Raw genomic sequence first — 15,508 nt, 5'->3', positions numbered from 1 at the left:
CGGTTCCCACGCTTACACAAGAACTTTTGTGGCTTTGTTGAAGTGAATGCAAGAGGGGCGCAAGCTGCGCCCCCGATCGCTGTTTGACCGTGTCCTGAGGACAACCCTCAGGCCGCTATGATTAGGATTCGAGCGCCCGGCGCAGCAGTTCCAGATCCTCGGCGATCTGCCCGTCCGAGACCTTGAGTTCTTCGATCCTGCGCACCCCGTGCATGACGGTGGTATGGTCGCGCCCGCCAAAGCGGCGGCCGATCTCGGGCAGGGAGCGGCTGGTCATCTGCTTGCACAGATACATCGCCACCTGCCGCGGGCGCGCGTAGCTGCGCAGGCGCTTGGGGCCGATCATGTCGCTCAGGCGGATGTTGTAGTGGTCGGAAACCTTGCGCTGAATTTCCTCGACCGAGATCTTGCGCTCCGAAGCGCGCAGCACGTCGGCCAGACAATCTTGGGTCAGCCCCATGTCGATCTCGCGGCCGACCAGCGAGGCGAAGGCGAAGAGACGGGTCAGCGCACCCTCAAGGACACGGACGTTCGAGGTGATGCGATGCGCGAGGAATTCCAACACGCCATCGGCGACTTCGAGGTCGGGGTAGGTCTTGCGCTGCACGTCGACCTTGCTTTGCAGGATGCCGAGGCGCAACTCGTAGTCCGTGGGGTGCAGGTCGACGATCAACCCGCATTGCAGGCGCGATTTAACGCGGTCTTCGAGATCCTTGATCTCCCCCGGTGCGCGGTCGGCAGAGATGATGATCTGTTTGTGCTGGTCCACAAGCGCGTTGAACGTGTGAAAGAACTCTTCTTGGGTGGAATCTTTGCCCGCGATGAACTGCACGTCATCGACCATCAGCACGTCGACCGAACGGAAGATCTCTTTGAAGTCCATCATCTTGCGGTCGCGCAGCGCCTGCACGAAACGGTACATGAACTGCTCAGCCGAGAGGTAGAGCACGTTCATCTCAGGCTTACGCGCGTGCAATTCGCGCGCGATGGCGTGCATGAGGTGCGTTTTACCCAAGCCAACGCCGCCATAGAGGAACAGCGGGTTGAAGGTGACCGGGCCGCCTTCGGCGACACGGCGGGCGGCGGCGTGGGCCAGTTCGTTGGGCTTGCCGACGACGAAATTGTCAAAGCTGAAGCGCGGGTCAAGCGGGGCGGTGCTCAGCTGGGTGTTGGCGGCGGGTTTCACGGCAGCCGAGGTCTGACGCGCAACCGGGGCGGGCTTTTCGGCGGCAGGAGTAGGCTGCTGATTCAGGGCAAAGTTCAGACGCGTGGCATCGGTGCCGGTCGCGTTGATCTCATGCAGAATCAGGTCCGAGAAGTTCTGGCTGACGTAGTTGCCGAAGAAATTCGTCGGCACTTTGAGTGTCACGATTCCGTCCTCGACGGCGCCGGGCACAAGCGGTTCAATCCAGGTGGTGTAGTTGTTCTGCCCCACGGTCTTTAGAAGCCGCTCTTTGATCTCGCCCCAGTGATCTAATGTCATCGTGCCTTACGTCCCGCTTTGCTCTTCGCACAGAGGCCGAGTGGATCCCGGCCCTTAATATTGTTTCACCCGGCAACAGGTCATCCACCCGGTCCCACGCGGATGACCGACCTGTGTCCTTCGGACTTTTAAAGAATGGCCTGCCCATGAGCCTGCTGTGCCGTAAACCGGCGCAAGAGGCGCTGAACGAACCGTTCGTGTTCTCATCGACAGGGTAAACGTGCTGGCAGCAGCATTCACGATGGTGCGCGGAACCGTCTGTGAACGGTCACTTGCACCCCCCTGAATTTGGCATTCTGCCAGTTGGCTGACGCCGTGTTCAGGGCCTGTCCCCCCAAGCGAAATGAATCGCTGGACCTTTGGTAGCAAGTGTTTCCGGTTCGCTTCAACATATCTTCCATCTTGACTCAGAGATTGCCGGAAAAGAATCTCTGGCGTGTTTTTTTCGCTGCACCCGCACGAAAAAAGGCGCCGCAATGCGGCGCCTCTTGTGTTTCTAAGGGCTTGGCTATGAAGCCAAATTAGCCCAGTGCTTTGACCCGCGCGGACAGGCGCGACATTTTGCGCGACGCGGTATTCTTGTGGAAAACGCCTTTGGTGACGCCGCGCATCAGCTCGGGCTGGGCGGCTTTCAGAGCGGCGGTTGCGGCTTCTTTATCACCGGAGGTGATCGCCTCTTCGACCTTGCGCAGGTAGGTGCGGATGCGCGAACGGCGCGCTTTGTTGATCGCGAAACGCTTTTCGTTTTGACGGGCGCGCTTTGCGGATTGACGGGTGTTTGCCATGAGTATCAGCCTTCGGGTTCATATGTTGCGTAGCAATGCGTGACGCCAACCCGACCGGAAATCCGGACCCCCTCGGGGTAGGTGATTCTAGCCAGAGCGGGCTGCACGCGCATGTATTGGTGCCGCCTATAAGGCAGCGGGCGCGGCAATGCAAGCCGCGCCGGGGGCGACGCTTATTTGTCGCGGAATTGCGCTTCGCGCTTTTCGAGGAAGGCGGACATGCCTTCTTTCTGGTCTTCGGTGTTGAACAGCGAATGGAACATGCGGCGTTCGAACAGCAAGCCCTCGCTCAGCGGCACCTCATAGGCGCGGTTCACGCATTCCTTGACCACGGTGGCCGAGATCATGGATTTCTCGGCGATCTTGGCTGCGGCGCCCATCGCCTCTTCCATCAGCTTTTTCACCGGCACCACGCGCGACACGAGGCCCGAGCGTTCGGCCTCTTCGGCATCCATGAAGCGGCCCGTGAGGTTCATGTCCATCGCTTTGGACTTGCCCACCAGACGGGTCAGACGCTGGGTGCCGCCGATGCCCGCCACGACGCCGAGGTTGATCTCGGGCTGGCCGAACTTGGCGCTTTCGGAGCAGATGATAAAGTCGCACATCATCGCCAACTCGCAGCCCCCGCCGAGGGCATAGCCCGACACGGCGGCGATGATCGGCTTGCGCACGCGCAGAATCTGATCGGTTTCGGGCGTGAAAAGATCCCCCATGAAGACGTCGACAAAGCTTTTCTCGCGCATCATCGCGATATCGGCCCCGGCGGCGAATGCCTTTTCCGAGCCGGTGATGACGATGCAGCGGACCTTGTCGTTTTCCTGTGCGCCTTTCAGCGCCTTGGCGAGTTCACCCAGCAGCGCCTCGTTGAGCGCGTTCAGCGCATCCGGGCGGTTCAGGGTGATCAGGGCCACATGGTTGTCCACGTCCACGGTGATCGTTTCGTAAGCCATCAAGAATGCTCTTTGTTGTTGCGCTCAGGGGAATGTGCATACCACGGCACCCCCATGTTTCAAGTTATCTTTGGCAACGCGGGCAATAGAAGGAAGAGCGCCCGCTTTGCACGATGCGCGCGATTGCCCCGTCGCAGCCGGGTCTGCGGCAGGCTTGGCCCTCGCGGCCATAGACGTCGAAACTGTGCTGGAAATAGCCCAATTCGCCATCCGCTTGCCGAAAATCCTTGAGTGACGATCCCCCCGCCGTGATCGCATCGGCCAGCACTTGGCGGATGATCGGCACCAGCCCGGCGACCCGCGTGGCCGAGATGCGCCCGGCCTTGCGGGCCGGGTGAATCCCCGCGCGGTAAAGCGCTTCGCAGACATAGATATTGCCCAAGCCCGCCACGATCCGTTGATCCAGCAGCGCCGATTTGATCGGCGTGTTGCGGCCTTTTAGCGCGGCGACCAGATGCGCTTCGTGAAAGTCGTTGCCCAAGGGTTCCGGCCCGAGCGAGGCCAGCAGCTTATGCGTTTCGGCCCCGGCGGTGGGCATCAGATCCATCGCGCCGAAACGGCGTGGGTCGTTAAAGGTGATCCGCGCACCGTTACCCATATGCAACACGACATGGTCATGTTTCTCGGGCGCGGGGTGGTTGTGCTGAAATTGCCCCAGAGGGTCGCCCGAAACGAGCATTCGCCCGGACATGCCCAGATGCACCAAGAGCGATTCCCCGCTCGCCAGATCGGCGAGGATGTATTTCGACCGCCGCCGCAGCAGGCCGACGCGCTGCCCGGTCAGCCGCTCCGCCATCCGCTCGGGGAAGGGCCAGCGCAGGTCGGGGCGGTTCACCTCGGCGCGGGCGATCACTTGGCCCTCCATCGCGGGGGCCAGCCCCCGGCGGACGGTTTCGACCTCTGGCAGTTCCGGCATCTCGGTTTCCCCTCTGGCTTGCCTGTGACAAAAGGCACGCATTGTCCCTGCCCCCCGGCACCCTATAACAAGGGACAGAACCAGAGGATCGCAAGAGCAGATGACCCAGGACGCTGACAAAACAACCCATTTCGGTTTCGAGACCGTGCCCGAACATGAAAAGGCCGGGCGCGTGCAGGGTGTGTTCAACTCCGTCGCCAGCAAATACGACATCATGAACGATGTGATGAGTATGGGGATCCACCGCGTCTGGAAAGAAGCGATGATGGACTGGCTCGCCCCGCGCCCCGGGCAGAAACTGCTCGATGTGGCGGGGGGCACCGGCGATGTGTCTTTCAAATTCCTCAAACGTGCCGGACACGGCCATGCCACGGTGCTCGACCTGACCGAGCCGATGCTGGTCGAAGGCCGCCAGCGGGCCGAGGCGGACAGGCTGACCGGCAGCCTTGATTGGGTCGTGGGCGACGCGATGGCGCTGCCGTTCCCCGACAACACCTTCGACGTCTACACAATCAGCTTCGGCATCCGAAACGTGACCCGCCCCCAAGAGGCGCTGAACGAGGCGTACCGCGTGCTGCGCCCCGGTGGCCGTCTGATGGTGCTGGAGTTCAGCCAGCTGCCCAACCCGGCGATGCAAAAAGCCTATGACCTCTACAGCTTCAACGTGATCCCGCGCATGGGCCAAGCCATCGCGGGCGACCGCGACAGCTATCAATATCTGGTCGAATCGATCCGCAATTTCCCCGATCAAGAGACCTTCCTGTCGATGGTGCGCGCGTCAGGCTTTGGGCAGGCCAAGTATCGCAACCTGTCGATGGGGATCGCGGCGCTGCATTCGGGTTGGAAGCTCTGATGCGCGGTCCGCACAACATCTGGCGGTTGATCCGCACGGGCGCGACCTTGGAACGCGCCGGGGCGATGAATGTGGTGCTGGATGCTTTCGATGCCTCCCCGCCGCTGCGTTTCGTGGCCCGTGCGCTTGGCCTGCCGTTCAAATGGCTGGGCTACAAGGGCGACCCGACGATGCCACCGGCCACCCGCGCGCTGACGGCGCTTGGCCCGGCCTACATCAAATTCGGTCAGGTGCTGTCGACCCGGCCCGACGTGGTGGGCGACGATCTGGCGGTTCAATTGCGCGTGCTGCAAGACAAGTTGCCGCCCTTTGACATGGCGCTTGCCCGCAGCGCGGTCGAGCAAGAGTTGGGCGAGCCGGTCAGCGCGATCTTTTCCGAGTTCAGTGAACCCGTCGCCGCAGCCTCCATCGCGCAGGTGCATCACGCGCGGCTGGCCGAGACCGGCGAAGAGGTCGCCGTCAAAGTCCTGCGCCCCGGCATCGAAAAAGCCTTCCGCAAGGACATCGACGCTTTCTATCTTGCCGCCCGCATGGCCGAAATCTTCTCTCCCGGATCGCGCCGATTGCGCCCGATGGAGGTGATCGAGCATTTCGACGGCGTTGTGCGGGGGGAGTTGGACCTGCGGCTGGAAAGCTCTGCCGCGTCGGAGTTTGCCGCCAACACCAAAGATGACAGCGGATTTCAACTGCCTGAGATCAAATGGAATTATTCGGGCCGCCGCGTGATGACGCTGGGCTGGGCCGATGGTCTGCCGCTGGGCGACAACGCCGCGCTGGATGCGGCGGGGCACGACCGTGTGGCGCTGTCGGAACGGGTGCTGCAACTCTTTTTGCAACACGCCCTGCGGGACGGCTATTTCCACGCCGACATGCACCAAGGCAACCTCAAGGTCGCGGCCAATGGCGATATCATCGCCTATGACTTCGGCATCATGGGTCATATCGACAGCTATACCCGCCGCGTCTACGCCGAGATTCTCTATGGTTTCATCCGCCGCGATTACCAGCGCGTCGCCAAGGTGCATTTCGAGGCGGGATATGTCCCCGCCGACAAGGACGTCGATGAATTCGCCCGCGCCCTGCGTGCGGTGGGCGAGCCGATTTTCGGCATGGACGCCACCCGCATCTCCATGGCGCGGTTGCTGACCTATCTGTTCGAGGTGACCGAGCGTTTCGGCATGGAAACCCGAACCGAGTTGATCTTGCTGCAACGCACCATGGTCGTGGTTGAGGGCGTCGCCCGCTCGCTCAACCCGCATATCAACATCTGGGAAGTCGCCAGCCCCATTGTGACCGACTATATCACCAAGTCGCTCGGTCCCCGGGCCATCGTCTCTGATCTGCGCGACACGGCGATGGTCATGGCCCGCTTCGGCCCGCGCCTGCCCGGGCTGGTCGAGCAGGCGCTGAACCGTCAGACCGAAGAGCAGCCCGAGCGCCGCCCGCGTTTCTGGCGCTATATCGCGGCGACTGCGGTGATGTCCGGCGTGGCCGGGGCCACCACAATCGCCCTGATTGACGCACTGCTTTAGGGCAGGGGGCCGCGCGGCCCCCCCGGGTTCAAGCGATACGTTCGATGGCCATGGCGATGCCTTGCCCGCCGCCGATGCACATGGTGATCAACGCGCGCTTGCCGCCGATCCGCTCCAATTCATACAGCGCCTTCACGGTGATGATCGCGCCCGTCGCGCCGACCGGGTGACCAAGCGCGATGGCCCCGCCGTTGGGGTTCACCTTTGCCGGGTCAAAGCCCAGTTCCTTGCTCACGGCCAGCGCTTGGCTCGCGAAAGCCTCGTTGCTTTCTATCACGTCGAAGTCATCGGCCTTCAGGCCCGTGCGCTCCAGCAAACGGCGCACGGCAGGGACCGGGCCGATGCCCATAACCTCGGGGCGCACCCCGGCATGGGCGTAGCCGAGGATGCGGGCGCGGGGCGTCAGCCCGGCGGATTTCGCGGCCTCCGCGCGGGCCAGCACCAGCGCCGCCGCACCGTCGTTGATGCCGCTGGCGTTGCCCGCCGTAACGCGGCCGTCTTTCTGGAAGACGGGGCGCAGCCCGGCCAGCGCCTCTGCCGTGGTCGCCTTGGGGTGTTCGTCGGTGTCGAAGGGCACCATGTCGCGCTTGACCTTTACGTCGACCGGCACGATCTGGTCCTTGAAATGCCCTGCCGCGATGGCCGCCGCTGCGCGTTCCTGGCTTTGCAGGGCGAAGGCGTCCATTTCCTCGCGGGTGATCGTGTGTTCATCCGCCACGTTCTCTGCCGTCACGCCCATATGGCCGGTGCCGAAGGGGCAGTTCAGCGTGCCTAACAGCATGTCGAGGCTGCGTGCATCGCCCATCTTCTGGCCCCAGCGGGCGTCGGGCAGCACATAGGGCGCGCGTGACATGCTTTCGGCACCCCCGGCGAGAGCGAAATCCGCATCGCCCAGCATCAGGCTCTGGGTGGCCGAGACCAGCGCCTGTACGCCCGAGCCGCAAAGGCGGTTCACGTTCATCGCCGGCACCTCGTCGGGCACGCCCGCGTCGCGCGCGGCGACGCGGCTAAGGTACATGTCGCGCGGCTCGGTGTTGATCACGGTGCCAAATACGACATGGCCGATCTGCGCCGGATCGACGCCCGCGCGCGCCATTGCTGCCGCCGCAACGGTGCTGCCCAGCTTGGTGGGCGGTGTGGCGGCAAGCGCGCCGCCGAAGGTGCCGATGGCGGTGCGGGCGCCGCCCAGAATGACGATATCGTCTGACATGAAACTCTCCTCTATGCGTTGGCGGCACTATGGGGGGCGGGCGCGGCAAAGTCAGGAGAAACGTCCCGTCATGCGACAGCTTGACAGGGAGGGGGCGCCGCGCGACATATCCGCCATGACGGACAACACCGACAAGATCCTGACACAGCTGCCCGCCCGCCTGAAAGAGGCGCGGCAAGGGCAGGGGTTGTCGCTCGACGCCGTGGCGAAGCTCTCGGGCGTGTCGCGCTCCATGGTCAGCCAGATCGAGCGCGGCGAATCGAGCCCCACCATCGCGACGCTGTGGAATCTCACCCGCGCGCTTCAGGTGGATTTTGCCGGTCTACTCGACGCCGCCCCCGGCGAGCCGCAGATCGAGGTGCTGCGGAGTGCCGCCGTGCCGACGATCAGCAATCTGGGCGACGGTTGCCGCATTCGCATCCTGTCCCCGCCCGAGGAAGCCGGGCATCACGAGGTCTATGAATTGCTCATCGCCGAGGGCGGCGTGCTCGACAGTGCGCCCCACACCCGCGGCGCGCGCGAGCATCTCAGCGTCTTTGAGGGTGCGGTGGAGGTTACCAGCGGCACCGGGACCGAGCGGCTGCAAGCCGGCGACACCGCGCGCTATGCCGCCGACGTGCCCCATGCGATCCGCGCGACGGAGGGGCCGGTGCGCGCCTTTCTGGTGGTTCAGGACGCCTAGTTTCCGCAATACCGGAAAAATTCCGACATTCCGGAAATCCTCTATTTCGGAATGTCCTCCGCTATGGTAGACGCTCTCTGAAAAGGAGAGCCTCATGACCCAAGCATTTCTGTCCCATGTCACAGACACCCTTTCCGAGATCGACGCCGAGGGCATGATGAAGCGCGAGCGGCTCATCACCACCCCACAGGGCGGCGAGATCGCGGTGGGCGACCGCGAGGTCATCAACCTCTGCGCCAACAACTACCTCGGCCTCGCCGATCACCCCGAGCTTATTGCCGCCGCCAAGGAAGCGATGGACGAGAAGGGCTTTGGCATGGCCTCGGTCCGTTTCATCTGCGGCACGCAGGACATTCACCGCGAGTTGGAGCAGAAACTGGCCAGCTTTCTTGGCCACGACGATTCGATCCTCTTCGCCGCCTGTTTCGATGCTAACGGGGGGCTGTTCGAGCCGCTTCTGGGGCCGGAGGATGCGGTCATTTCAGACGCGCTGAACCATGCCTCGATCATCGACGGCATCCGGCTCTGCAAAGCCAAGCGCTACCGCTATGCCAACAGCGATATGGAAGATCTGGAGGCCAAGCTGAAACAGGCCCGCGAGGATGGCGCGCGCTTCATCATGATCGCCACCGACGGGGTTTTCTCGATGGACGGCTATCTGGCGAAACTGCCAGAGATCGTGGCGCTGGCCGAGAAATACGAGGCGCTGGTGATGGTCGACGATTGCCATTCCACCGGCTTCATGGGGCCAAAGGGTGCCGGCACCCCGGCGCATCACGGGGTCAAGGTGGGCATCGTGACCGGCACGCTGGGCAAGGCGCTCGGCGGCGCCATCGGCGGCTATATCGCCGGGCCGCAGCCGGTGATCGACCTGCTGCGCCAGCGCGCGCGGCCCTATCTGTTCTCGAATTCATTGCCCTCGTCGATCGTGCGCGCCGGCATCCGGGCGCTGGAACTGGTCGAAGACGGCGATGATCTGCGTGCACGCCTTTTCGAGAATACGAAATACTGGCGCGCGGGGCTGGAGAAGTTGGGCTTTGACCTGCTGCCCGGTGAACACCCCATCGTGCCCGTCATGCTGGGCGAGGCGCAGTTGGCGCAGGACATGGCGGCGCGGCTTTTCGAGGAGGGGGTCTATGTCTCGGGCTTCTTCTTCCCGGTGGTGCCGCGCGGTCAGGCGCGCATCCGCACCCAGATGAACGCGGCCCTGACGCGCGAGCAGCTTGACCGCGCGCTGAAAGCCTTCGAGACGGCCGGCAAGGCCTGCGGGGTGATCTGATGGCCACGAACGAAATGAAGGCGCTGGCCAAGCTGCACCCCCGCGAGGGGCTGTGGATGACCCATGCGCCGGTGCCCGAGATCGGGCCGGATGACGTGCTGATCAAGATCAACAAGACCGGCATCTGCGGCACCGATATCCATATCTGGAACTGGGACGACTGGGCCGCCGGGACCGTGCCGGTGGGGCTGATCACAGGCCATGAATTCGCCGGCGAGATCGTGGAGCTGGGCCGCAATGTCGAAGGGCTGGAGATCGGCCAGCGCTGCTCGGGCGAGGGGCATCTGATCGGCAAGCAGTCACGCCAAAGCCGGGCGGGCAAGTTCCACCTCGATCCCGCGACGCGGGGCATTGGGGTGAACGAGCAGGGGGCCTTTGCGCAATACCTCAAGCTGCCCGCCTTCAACGTGGTGCCGCTGCCGGACGAGATTTCCGACGACATCGGCGCGATCCTCGATCCTCTGGGCAACGCGGTGCATACGGCGCTGAGTTTCGATCTGGTGGGCGAGGATGTGTTGATCACCGGCGCGGGGCCGATCGGCATCATGGCCGCCGCGGTGGCGCGTCACGTGGGCGCGCGGCATGTGGTGATCACGGATGTGAACCCCGACCGGCTGGCGCTGGCCGAGAAAGTCGCCGACGTGGTGCCGGTAAACGTCGCCAAGGAGGACTTGGCCGATGTGATCCCGCGGCTGAAGATGAAGCAGGGTTTTGACGTCGGGCTTGAGATGTCGGGCAACCAGCAGGCGCTGGACCAGATGGTCGAGGCCATGACCATGGGCGGGCGCATCGCCATGCTGGGCATCCCGCCGGGCAAGTCGCCGGTGGACTGGAGCCGCATCGTCTTTAAGGCGATCACCATCAAGGGCGTCTATGGCCGTGAGATTTTCGAGACCTGGTACAAGATGATCGCCATGTTGGAGAACGGGCTGGATGTCTCCGCCATCATCACCCACCGCTTCGAGGTGGATGACTTCGAGCAGGGCTTCGCCGCGATGAAATCGGGGCGGTCAGGCAAGGTGGTGCTGGACTGGACCTGAACCGCTCAGGGGCGCAGGCGATTGCGCCCCTGTTGCGTGAGGACCCAAACATCCTCCCCTTCGAACACCGCCGCACAGAGCGGTTTGCCATAGCCCGCCCCGGTGTCGAGGTTTACCCGGTTGCCATAGTGCATGGCGCTGTCGACCGGCGTGTGGCCGTGGACGATCAGCTTGGGATGCGGCGCGGTGTATTGGTGAAACTCCTTGCGGATCCACAGCAGATCATTCTCGCGCTGATCATCCAGCGGCACCTCCGGGCGGATGCCCGCATGGGCAAAGAACAGGTCGGGCGTTTGATGTGACAGGGCGAGGGTCTTGAGGAAATCCACATGGCTCTGCGGCACCGCTACGCGGGCTTTCTCATGCACCTCTGACATCCGGTCGCGCCCGCTGACCGATACGCCGTAGGAGCCCAGCGTTGTGTCGCCGCCCAAACGCGGGTTCAGCCAGTTAAGCTCAACCAGAAGCAGCGGATCGTGGCGGGGGAAATCCTCCATGAACCAGCTGAACATGCGGTCGTGATTGCCCATTAGGAAGGTCCAATTGCGGCCCTCGGCCTTGCCTTGGGCCAGCCGCTCAATCACCGCTTTGCTGTCGGGGCCGCGGTCGGTGTAATCGCCCAGAAAGACGATCTGCGCGTCCGGCCCGCCGTCTTCTTCGATCAGGGTCAAAACGCGCTCAAGCTCGGCGGCGTAACCGTGGATGTCTCCGATGGCATAGATGGGGCTGGGCATGATCGTTCCTGTCCTTCTGCACCCCCTCGTGATGCCGCAAAGCGGCGGGGAAGGGAAGGCTGAGGCGCAAGATGCCCCCAAAAGCAAAAGCGCCCCGCGAGGGGGCGCTTCCAGATTGTGCAGGTCGTGCGGGCCTTAGGCCACGTCGAATTGCAGCGGCTTGATCTGCCGGAACATGCCGGTGTCGCGCAGCTTGCCGATCACCGTCTCGGGCACCTGATCATCGACATAGAGCAGGGCAATCGCCTCGCCCTTGGCGGTGTGGCGGCCAAGGGTGAAGTTGGCGATGTTCACGCCGTTCTCGCCCATGGTCTGGCCCAGCGTGCCGATGATGCCTGGCACGTCTTCGTTGGTGGTGTAGAGCATGTGCTCCCCGATCTCGGCGTCGATGGTGATGCCCTTGATCTGGATGAAGCGCGGCTTGCCGTCCGAGAAGACGGTGCCCGCGATGGAGCGCTCGCGCTTCTCGGTCACCACGGTCACCTTGACGTAGCCGTCGAAGACGCCGGATTTGTCTTGGTTGGTGGTGGAGATCTGAATGCCTTTCTCACGCGCGACCACGGGGGCGGAGACCATGTTCACGTCCGGGTTGGCGCGTTTCATGATGCCCGCCACGACGCCGCAGTTCAGCGCCTTGAGGTTCATCTTGGCGACCGAACCGTCGTAGAGGATGTTGATCGCCTTGATCGGCTCGTCCGTCATCTGGCCGATGAAGGCGCCGAGGTGGCCAGCGAGCTTGACCCATGGCCCCATGACCTTGGCTTCTTCGGCGGTGACCGAGGGCATGTTGAGCGCGTTGGTCACGGCGCCCGTGAGCAGGTAGTCGGACATTTGCTCAGCCACCTGCAGGGCCACGTTTTCCTGCGCTTCGGTGGTGGCGGCGCCGAGGTGCGGGGTGCAGACCACGTTGGGCAGGTTGAAGAGCGGGTTTTCTTTCGCCGGTTCCTCGGCGAAGACGTCGAAGCCCGCGCCCGCCACATGGCCCGACTTCAGCAGGTCGGCCAGCGCTTCCTCGTCCACCAGACCGCCGCGGGCGCAGTTGATGATGCGCACGCCGGGCTTGGTTTTTTCGAGGTTCTCGCGGCTCAGGATATTCGCGGTCTGCTCGGTGTAGGGTACGTGCAGGGTGATGAAGTCGGCGCGGGAGAGAAGCTCGTCCAGCTCGACCTTCTCCACGCCCATCTTCTCGGCCTTCTCCTCGCCCAAGAAGGGGTCATAGGCCACGACCTTCATCTTCAGCCCGCGCGCGCGGTCGCAGACGATGCCGCCGATGTTCCCCGCGCCAATCACGCCCAGCGTTTTGCCGGTCAGTTCGACGCCCATGAACTTGGACTTCTCCCATTTGCCCGCATGGGTGGAGGCGCTTGCCTCGGGGATCTGCCGCGCCACGGCGAACATCATCGCGATGGCATGTTCGGCGGTGGTGATCATGTTGCCGAAGGGCGTGTTCATCACGATCACCCCCTGTTTCGAGGCGGCTTCCTTGTCGATGTTGTCGGTGCCGATGCCCGCGCGGCCAATCACCTTGAGGTTCGGCGCATTGGCGAGGATCTTTTCCGTCACCTTGGTGGCCGAGCGGATGGCGAGGCCATCATAGTTGCCGATGATCTCGGCCAGCTTGTCTTTGTCCTTGCCCAGATCGGGCTGAAAATCCACGTCGATGCCGCGGTCGCGGAAGATCTGAACGGCAGCTTCGGAGAGTTTGTCGGAAATGAGTACTTTGGGGGCCATTTGTCTGGTCCTTCATAAACGGGGTCAGCGGTGCGCAGAAACGCGCAGCCGACGAGAGGGGGGAGTAGGGTGCGCGATCCTCGCGCACCATCGCGTCACGCGTTGATTTCGGCTTCGAAAGCCCATTCGAGCCACGGCAGCATCGCCTCGATGTCCGCCGTCTCGACCGTGCCACCGCACCAGATGCGCAGGCCCGGAGGGGCATCGCGGTAGGCGCCGATGTCGAGCGCTGCGCCCTCGTCCGCCAGCCGCTTGGCCACGGCCTTGGCGAAGGCGGCGCCGTCTGCGATGCGGTCGTCGGTGAACTTCAGGCAGACCGAGGTGTTGGAACGTGTCGCGGGATCGGTGGCGAGGAAGTCGATCCACTCATGGGCGTCGACAAAATCGGCCACGGCCTTGGTATTGGCGTCGGCCCGCGCGATCAGCCCTTCGAGGCCGCCCACGGATTTTGCCCAGTCAAGCGCCAGCAGGTAATCCTCGACGCAGAGCATCGACGGCGTGTTGATCGTCTCGCCGCGGAAAATGCCCTCGTTCAGCTTACCGCCCTTGGTCAGGCGGAAGATCTTCGGCAGCGGCCATGCGGGGGTGTAGCTTTCCAGCCGCTCGACAGCACGCGGGCTGAGGATCAGCATGCCATGCGCCGCTTCGCCGCCCAGCACCTTCTGCCAAGAGAAGGTCGTCACATCGAGCTTGTCCCACGGCAGGTCCTGCGCGAAGGCGGCGGAGGTCGCGTCGCAGAGCGTGAGCCCCGCGCGGTCCGCCGGGATCACGTCGCCCTTGGGTACGCGCACGCCGGAGGTCGTGCCGTTCCAGGTAAAGCAGACGTCGTTGTCATAGTTCAGCGCGGCCATGTCGACGATCTCGCCATACTCGGCGGTGTGGACCTGCGCCTCGATCTTCAGTTGCTTGACCACGTCGGTGACCCAGCCCGCGCCGAAGCTTTCCCAAGCGACCATCTCGGCGGGCCGTTCGCCCAAGAGCGACCACATGGCCATCTCGAAAGCGCCAGTGTCGGAGGCGGGCACGATGCCGATGCGGTAGTCGGCAGGCACGCCGAGCACTTCGCGTGTGGTCTCGATCGCCTTTGCAAGCTTGGCCTTGCCGGGCGCGGCACGGTGGCTGCGTCCCAGCGGAGCATCCGCGAGCTTGGTCAGATCGAATGTGGGGATTTTGGCGCAGGGGCCGGAGGAGAAACGCGGGTTTGCCGGTACGGCAACAGGTTTCGCTTCCGGGCGCGGTGCCGGTTGGTTCATAGCCATTGATGCTACCCTCTCAGATAATCGCCCTTCGTTGGGGAAGGGTGTCCCACTTGCCGGGATACGCGGGGAGGCCGGGCTGGCGCAAGTCGCAAAATGACGCTAGGACGCCGGTCATGTCGCTTTGCGCGGCGCGAATGATGCGGATCGGAAACTTATGTTCACGGCAATCTTGTTGACCTCCCCCACCAACCCCAGCCTCGACCCCGCGCTGGTGGAAAGCCTGCGCAATGCTTGGGGCGGGGGTGACGCGCTTTGGCTGGCCACGGATGAGGCGGCGGAGTTCTCGTTGACCCAGATGCCGGAAAACCGTTGGGATGTCTGGGAAAGCTGCCAGTCCATGGGGGTCGATCTGGTGATCGTGCCGACAGAGGGCCGCCGCAAGAAGATGCTGCTGGCCGATATGGACAGCACAATGATCCAGCAAGAATGTATCGACGAACTGGCTGATGAGGCAGGCGTCGGGGAGCGCGTGAAAGAGATCACCGCCCGCGCCATGAACGGTGAGTTGGATTTCGACGGCGCCCTGCGCGAACGGGTCGGCCTGTTGAAAGGTTTGGAATCCAGCGTGATCGACAAGGTCTTGGCCGAGCGGATCACCCTGATGCCCGGCGGCGGGGCGCTGGTGGGCACGATGAAGGCCAATGGCGGCTATGCCGCGCTGGTCTCGGGCGGGTTCACCGCCTTTACCGCCAAAGTGGCCGAGATGCTGGGCTTTGATGAGAATCGCGCCAATACGCTGCTGGTTGAACAGGCCGCGCTGACGGGCGATGTGGGGCTTCCGATCCTCGGGCGTGAGGCCAAGGTGACTGCCTTGGAAGAGATCACGGCAAAGCTGGGCATTGCCGAGGATCAGGTCATCGCCGTGGGTGATGGGGCCAATGATCTGGGCATGTTGGGGCGCGCGGGCATGGGTGTGGCGCTACATGCGAAGCCTTCTGTCGCGGCGGAATGTGACATCCGCATCAATTTTGGCGATTTGACCGCGCTGCTGTTCGTGCAGGGCTATGCGCGCACCGAATTCGCAGGCTGAGACTGCCCGCGTGGCGCTGCCGCT

Annotated in this window: 14 protein-coding genes; 6 read left to right on the top strand and 8 right to left on the bottom strand. The window is 63.5% G+C overall.

Annotated elements, in window-relative coordinates; genetic code table 11:
* Positions 1-121: 121 nt before the first annotated feature.
* From dnaA to mutM, 4 genes are all read right to left on the bottom strand, one after another.
* On the bottom strand, positions 122-1,483 hold the full coding sequence (gene dnaA, locus J7392_RS06685; protein ID WP_209216848.1) for a chromosomal replication initiator protein DnaA: 1,362 nt from the start codon (positions 1,481-1,483) through the stop codon (positions 122-124).
* Between the two features lie 521 nt (positions 1,484-2,004).
* The gene (gene rpsT, locus J7392_RS06680) at positions 2,005-2,268 is read right to left on the bottom strand and encodes a 30S ribosomal protein S20 (protein WP_067261164.1); all 264 of its coding nucleotides are present in this window, start codon (positions 2,266-2,268) and stop codon (positions 2,005-2,007) included.
* 173 nt (positions 2,269-2,441) lie between these two features.
* Complete coding sequence (locus J7392_RS06675) at positions 2,442-3,218, bottom strand: enoyl-CoA hydratase (protein ID WP_209216845.1); 777 nt, start codon at positions 3,216-3,218, stop codon at positions 2,442-2,444.
* Between the two features lie 64 nt (positions 3,219-3,282).
* On the bottom strand, positions 3,283-4,134 hold the full coding sequence (mutM, locus tag J7392_RS06670; RefSeq protein WP_209216843.1) for a bifunctional DNA-formamidopyrimidine glycosylase/DNA-(apurinic or apyrimidinic site) lyase: 852 nt from the start codon (positions 4,132-4,134) through the stop codon (positions 3,283-3,285).
* A gap of 100 nt (positions 4,135-4,234) precedes the next feature.
* Between mutM and ubiE the strand changes: the two genes are divergently transcribed.
* Positions 4,235-4,987 (top strand): bifunctional demethylmenaquinone methyltransferase/2-methoxy-6-polyprenyl-1,4-benzoquinol methylase UbiE, encoded by a 753-nt coding sequence (gene ubiE / locus J7392_RS06665; RefSeq protein ID WP_209216841.1) that lies wholly within the window; start codon positions 4,235-4,237, stop codon positions 4,985-4,987.
* Positions 4,987-6,519: a 2-polyprenylphenol 6-hydroxylase gene (gene ubiB, locus J7392_RS06660; protein WP_209216839.1), complete on the top strand. Its 1,533-nt coding sequence runs from the start codon at positions 4,987-4,989 to the stop codon at positions 6,517-6,519. Before ubiE ends, ubiB begins: the two co-directional genes overlap by 1 nt.
* 28 nt (positions 6,520-6,547) lie before the next feature.
* Here the strand turns inward: ubiB and J7392_RS06655 are convergent, their stop codons facing one another.
* Positions 6,548-7,729 (bottom strand): acetyl-CoA C-acyltransferase family protein, encoded by a 1,182-nt coding sequence (locus J7392_RS06655; protein WP_209216838.1) that lies wholly within the window; start codon positions 7,727-7,729, stop codon positions 6,548-6,550.
* A gap of 115 nt (positions 7,730-7,844) precedes the next feature.
* Here J7392_RS06655 and J7392_RS06650 point away from each other — a divergent pair, with 115 nt between their 5' ends.
* The 3 genes from J7392_RS06650 to tdh all read left to right on the top strand — a co-directional run bounded on the left by J7392_RS06650 (position 7,845) and on the right by tdh (position 10,730).
* Entirely contained in the window at positions 7,845-8,411 is a 567-nt protein-coding gene (locus tag J7392_RS06650; protein ID WP_209216998.1) for a helix-turn-helix domain-containing protein, read from the top strand.
* A gap of 94 nt (positions 8,412-8,505) precedes the next feature.
* Positions 8,506-9,690, top strand: coding sequence for a glycine C-acetyltransferase (locus J7392_RS06645; RefSeq protein WP_209216836.1), 1,185 nt, complete (start codon positions 8,506-8,508; stop codon positions 9,688-9,690).
* Positions 9,690-10,730: an L-threonine 3-dehydrogenase gene (gene tdh, locus J7392_RS06640; RefSeq protein ID WP_209216835.1), complete on the top strand. Its 1,041-nt coding sequence runs from the start codon at positions 9,690-9,692 to the stop codon at positions 10,728-10,730. The genes J7392_RS06645 and tdh overlap by 1 nt, the downstream gene beginning before the upstream one ends.
* A 5-nt stretch (positions 10,731-10,735) precedes the next feature.
* On the opposite strand, the gene J7392_RS06635 is transcribed toward tdh, so the two are convergent.
* From J7392_RS06635 to J7392_RS06625, 3 genes are all read right to left on the bottom strand, one after another.
* Complete coding sequence (locus J7392_RS06635) at positions 10,736-11,464, bottom strand: metallophosphoesterase family protein (protein ID WP_209216832.1); 729 nt, start codon at positions 11,462-11,464, stop codon at positions 10,736-10,738.
* A gap of 135 nt (positions 11,465-11,599) precedes the next feature.
* Entirely contained in the window at positions 11,600-13,195 is a 1,596-nt protein-coding gene (gene serA / locus J7392_RS06630) for a phosphoglycerate dehydrogenase (RefSeq protein WP_209216830.1), read from the bottom strand.
* A 95-nt stretch (positions 13,196-13,290) separates the two neighbouring features.
* Positions 13,291-14,454: a phosphoserine transaminase gene (locus J7392_RS06625; RefSeq protein ID WP_209216828.1), complete on the bottom strand. Its 1,164-nt coding sequence runs from the start codon at positions 14,452-14,454 to the stop codon at positions 13,291-13,293.
* A 154-nt stretch (positions 14,455-14,608) separates the two neighbouring features.
* Between J7392_RS06625 and serB the strand changes: the two genes are divergently transcribed.
* Positions 14,609-15,484: a phosphoserine phosphatase SerB gene (gene serB / locus J7392_RS06620; RefSeq protein ID WP_209216826.1), complete on the top strand. Its 876-nt coding sequence runs from the start codon at positions 14,609-14,611 to the stop codon at positions 15,482-15,484.
* Positions 15,485-15,508: the final 24 nt, after the last annotated feature.

The sequence above is a fragment of the Sulfitobacter sp. R18_1 genome (assembly GCF_017743915.1).
Lineage (GTDB): Bacteria > Pseudomonadota > Alphaproteobacteria > Rhodobacterales > Rhodobacteraceae > Sulfitobacter > Sulfitobacter faviae.
This window is presented reverse-complemented; position numbering and strand designations above follow the sequence as displayed.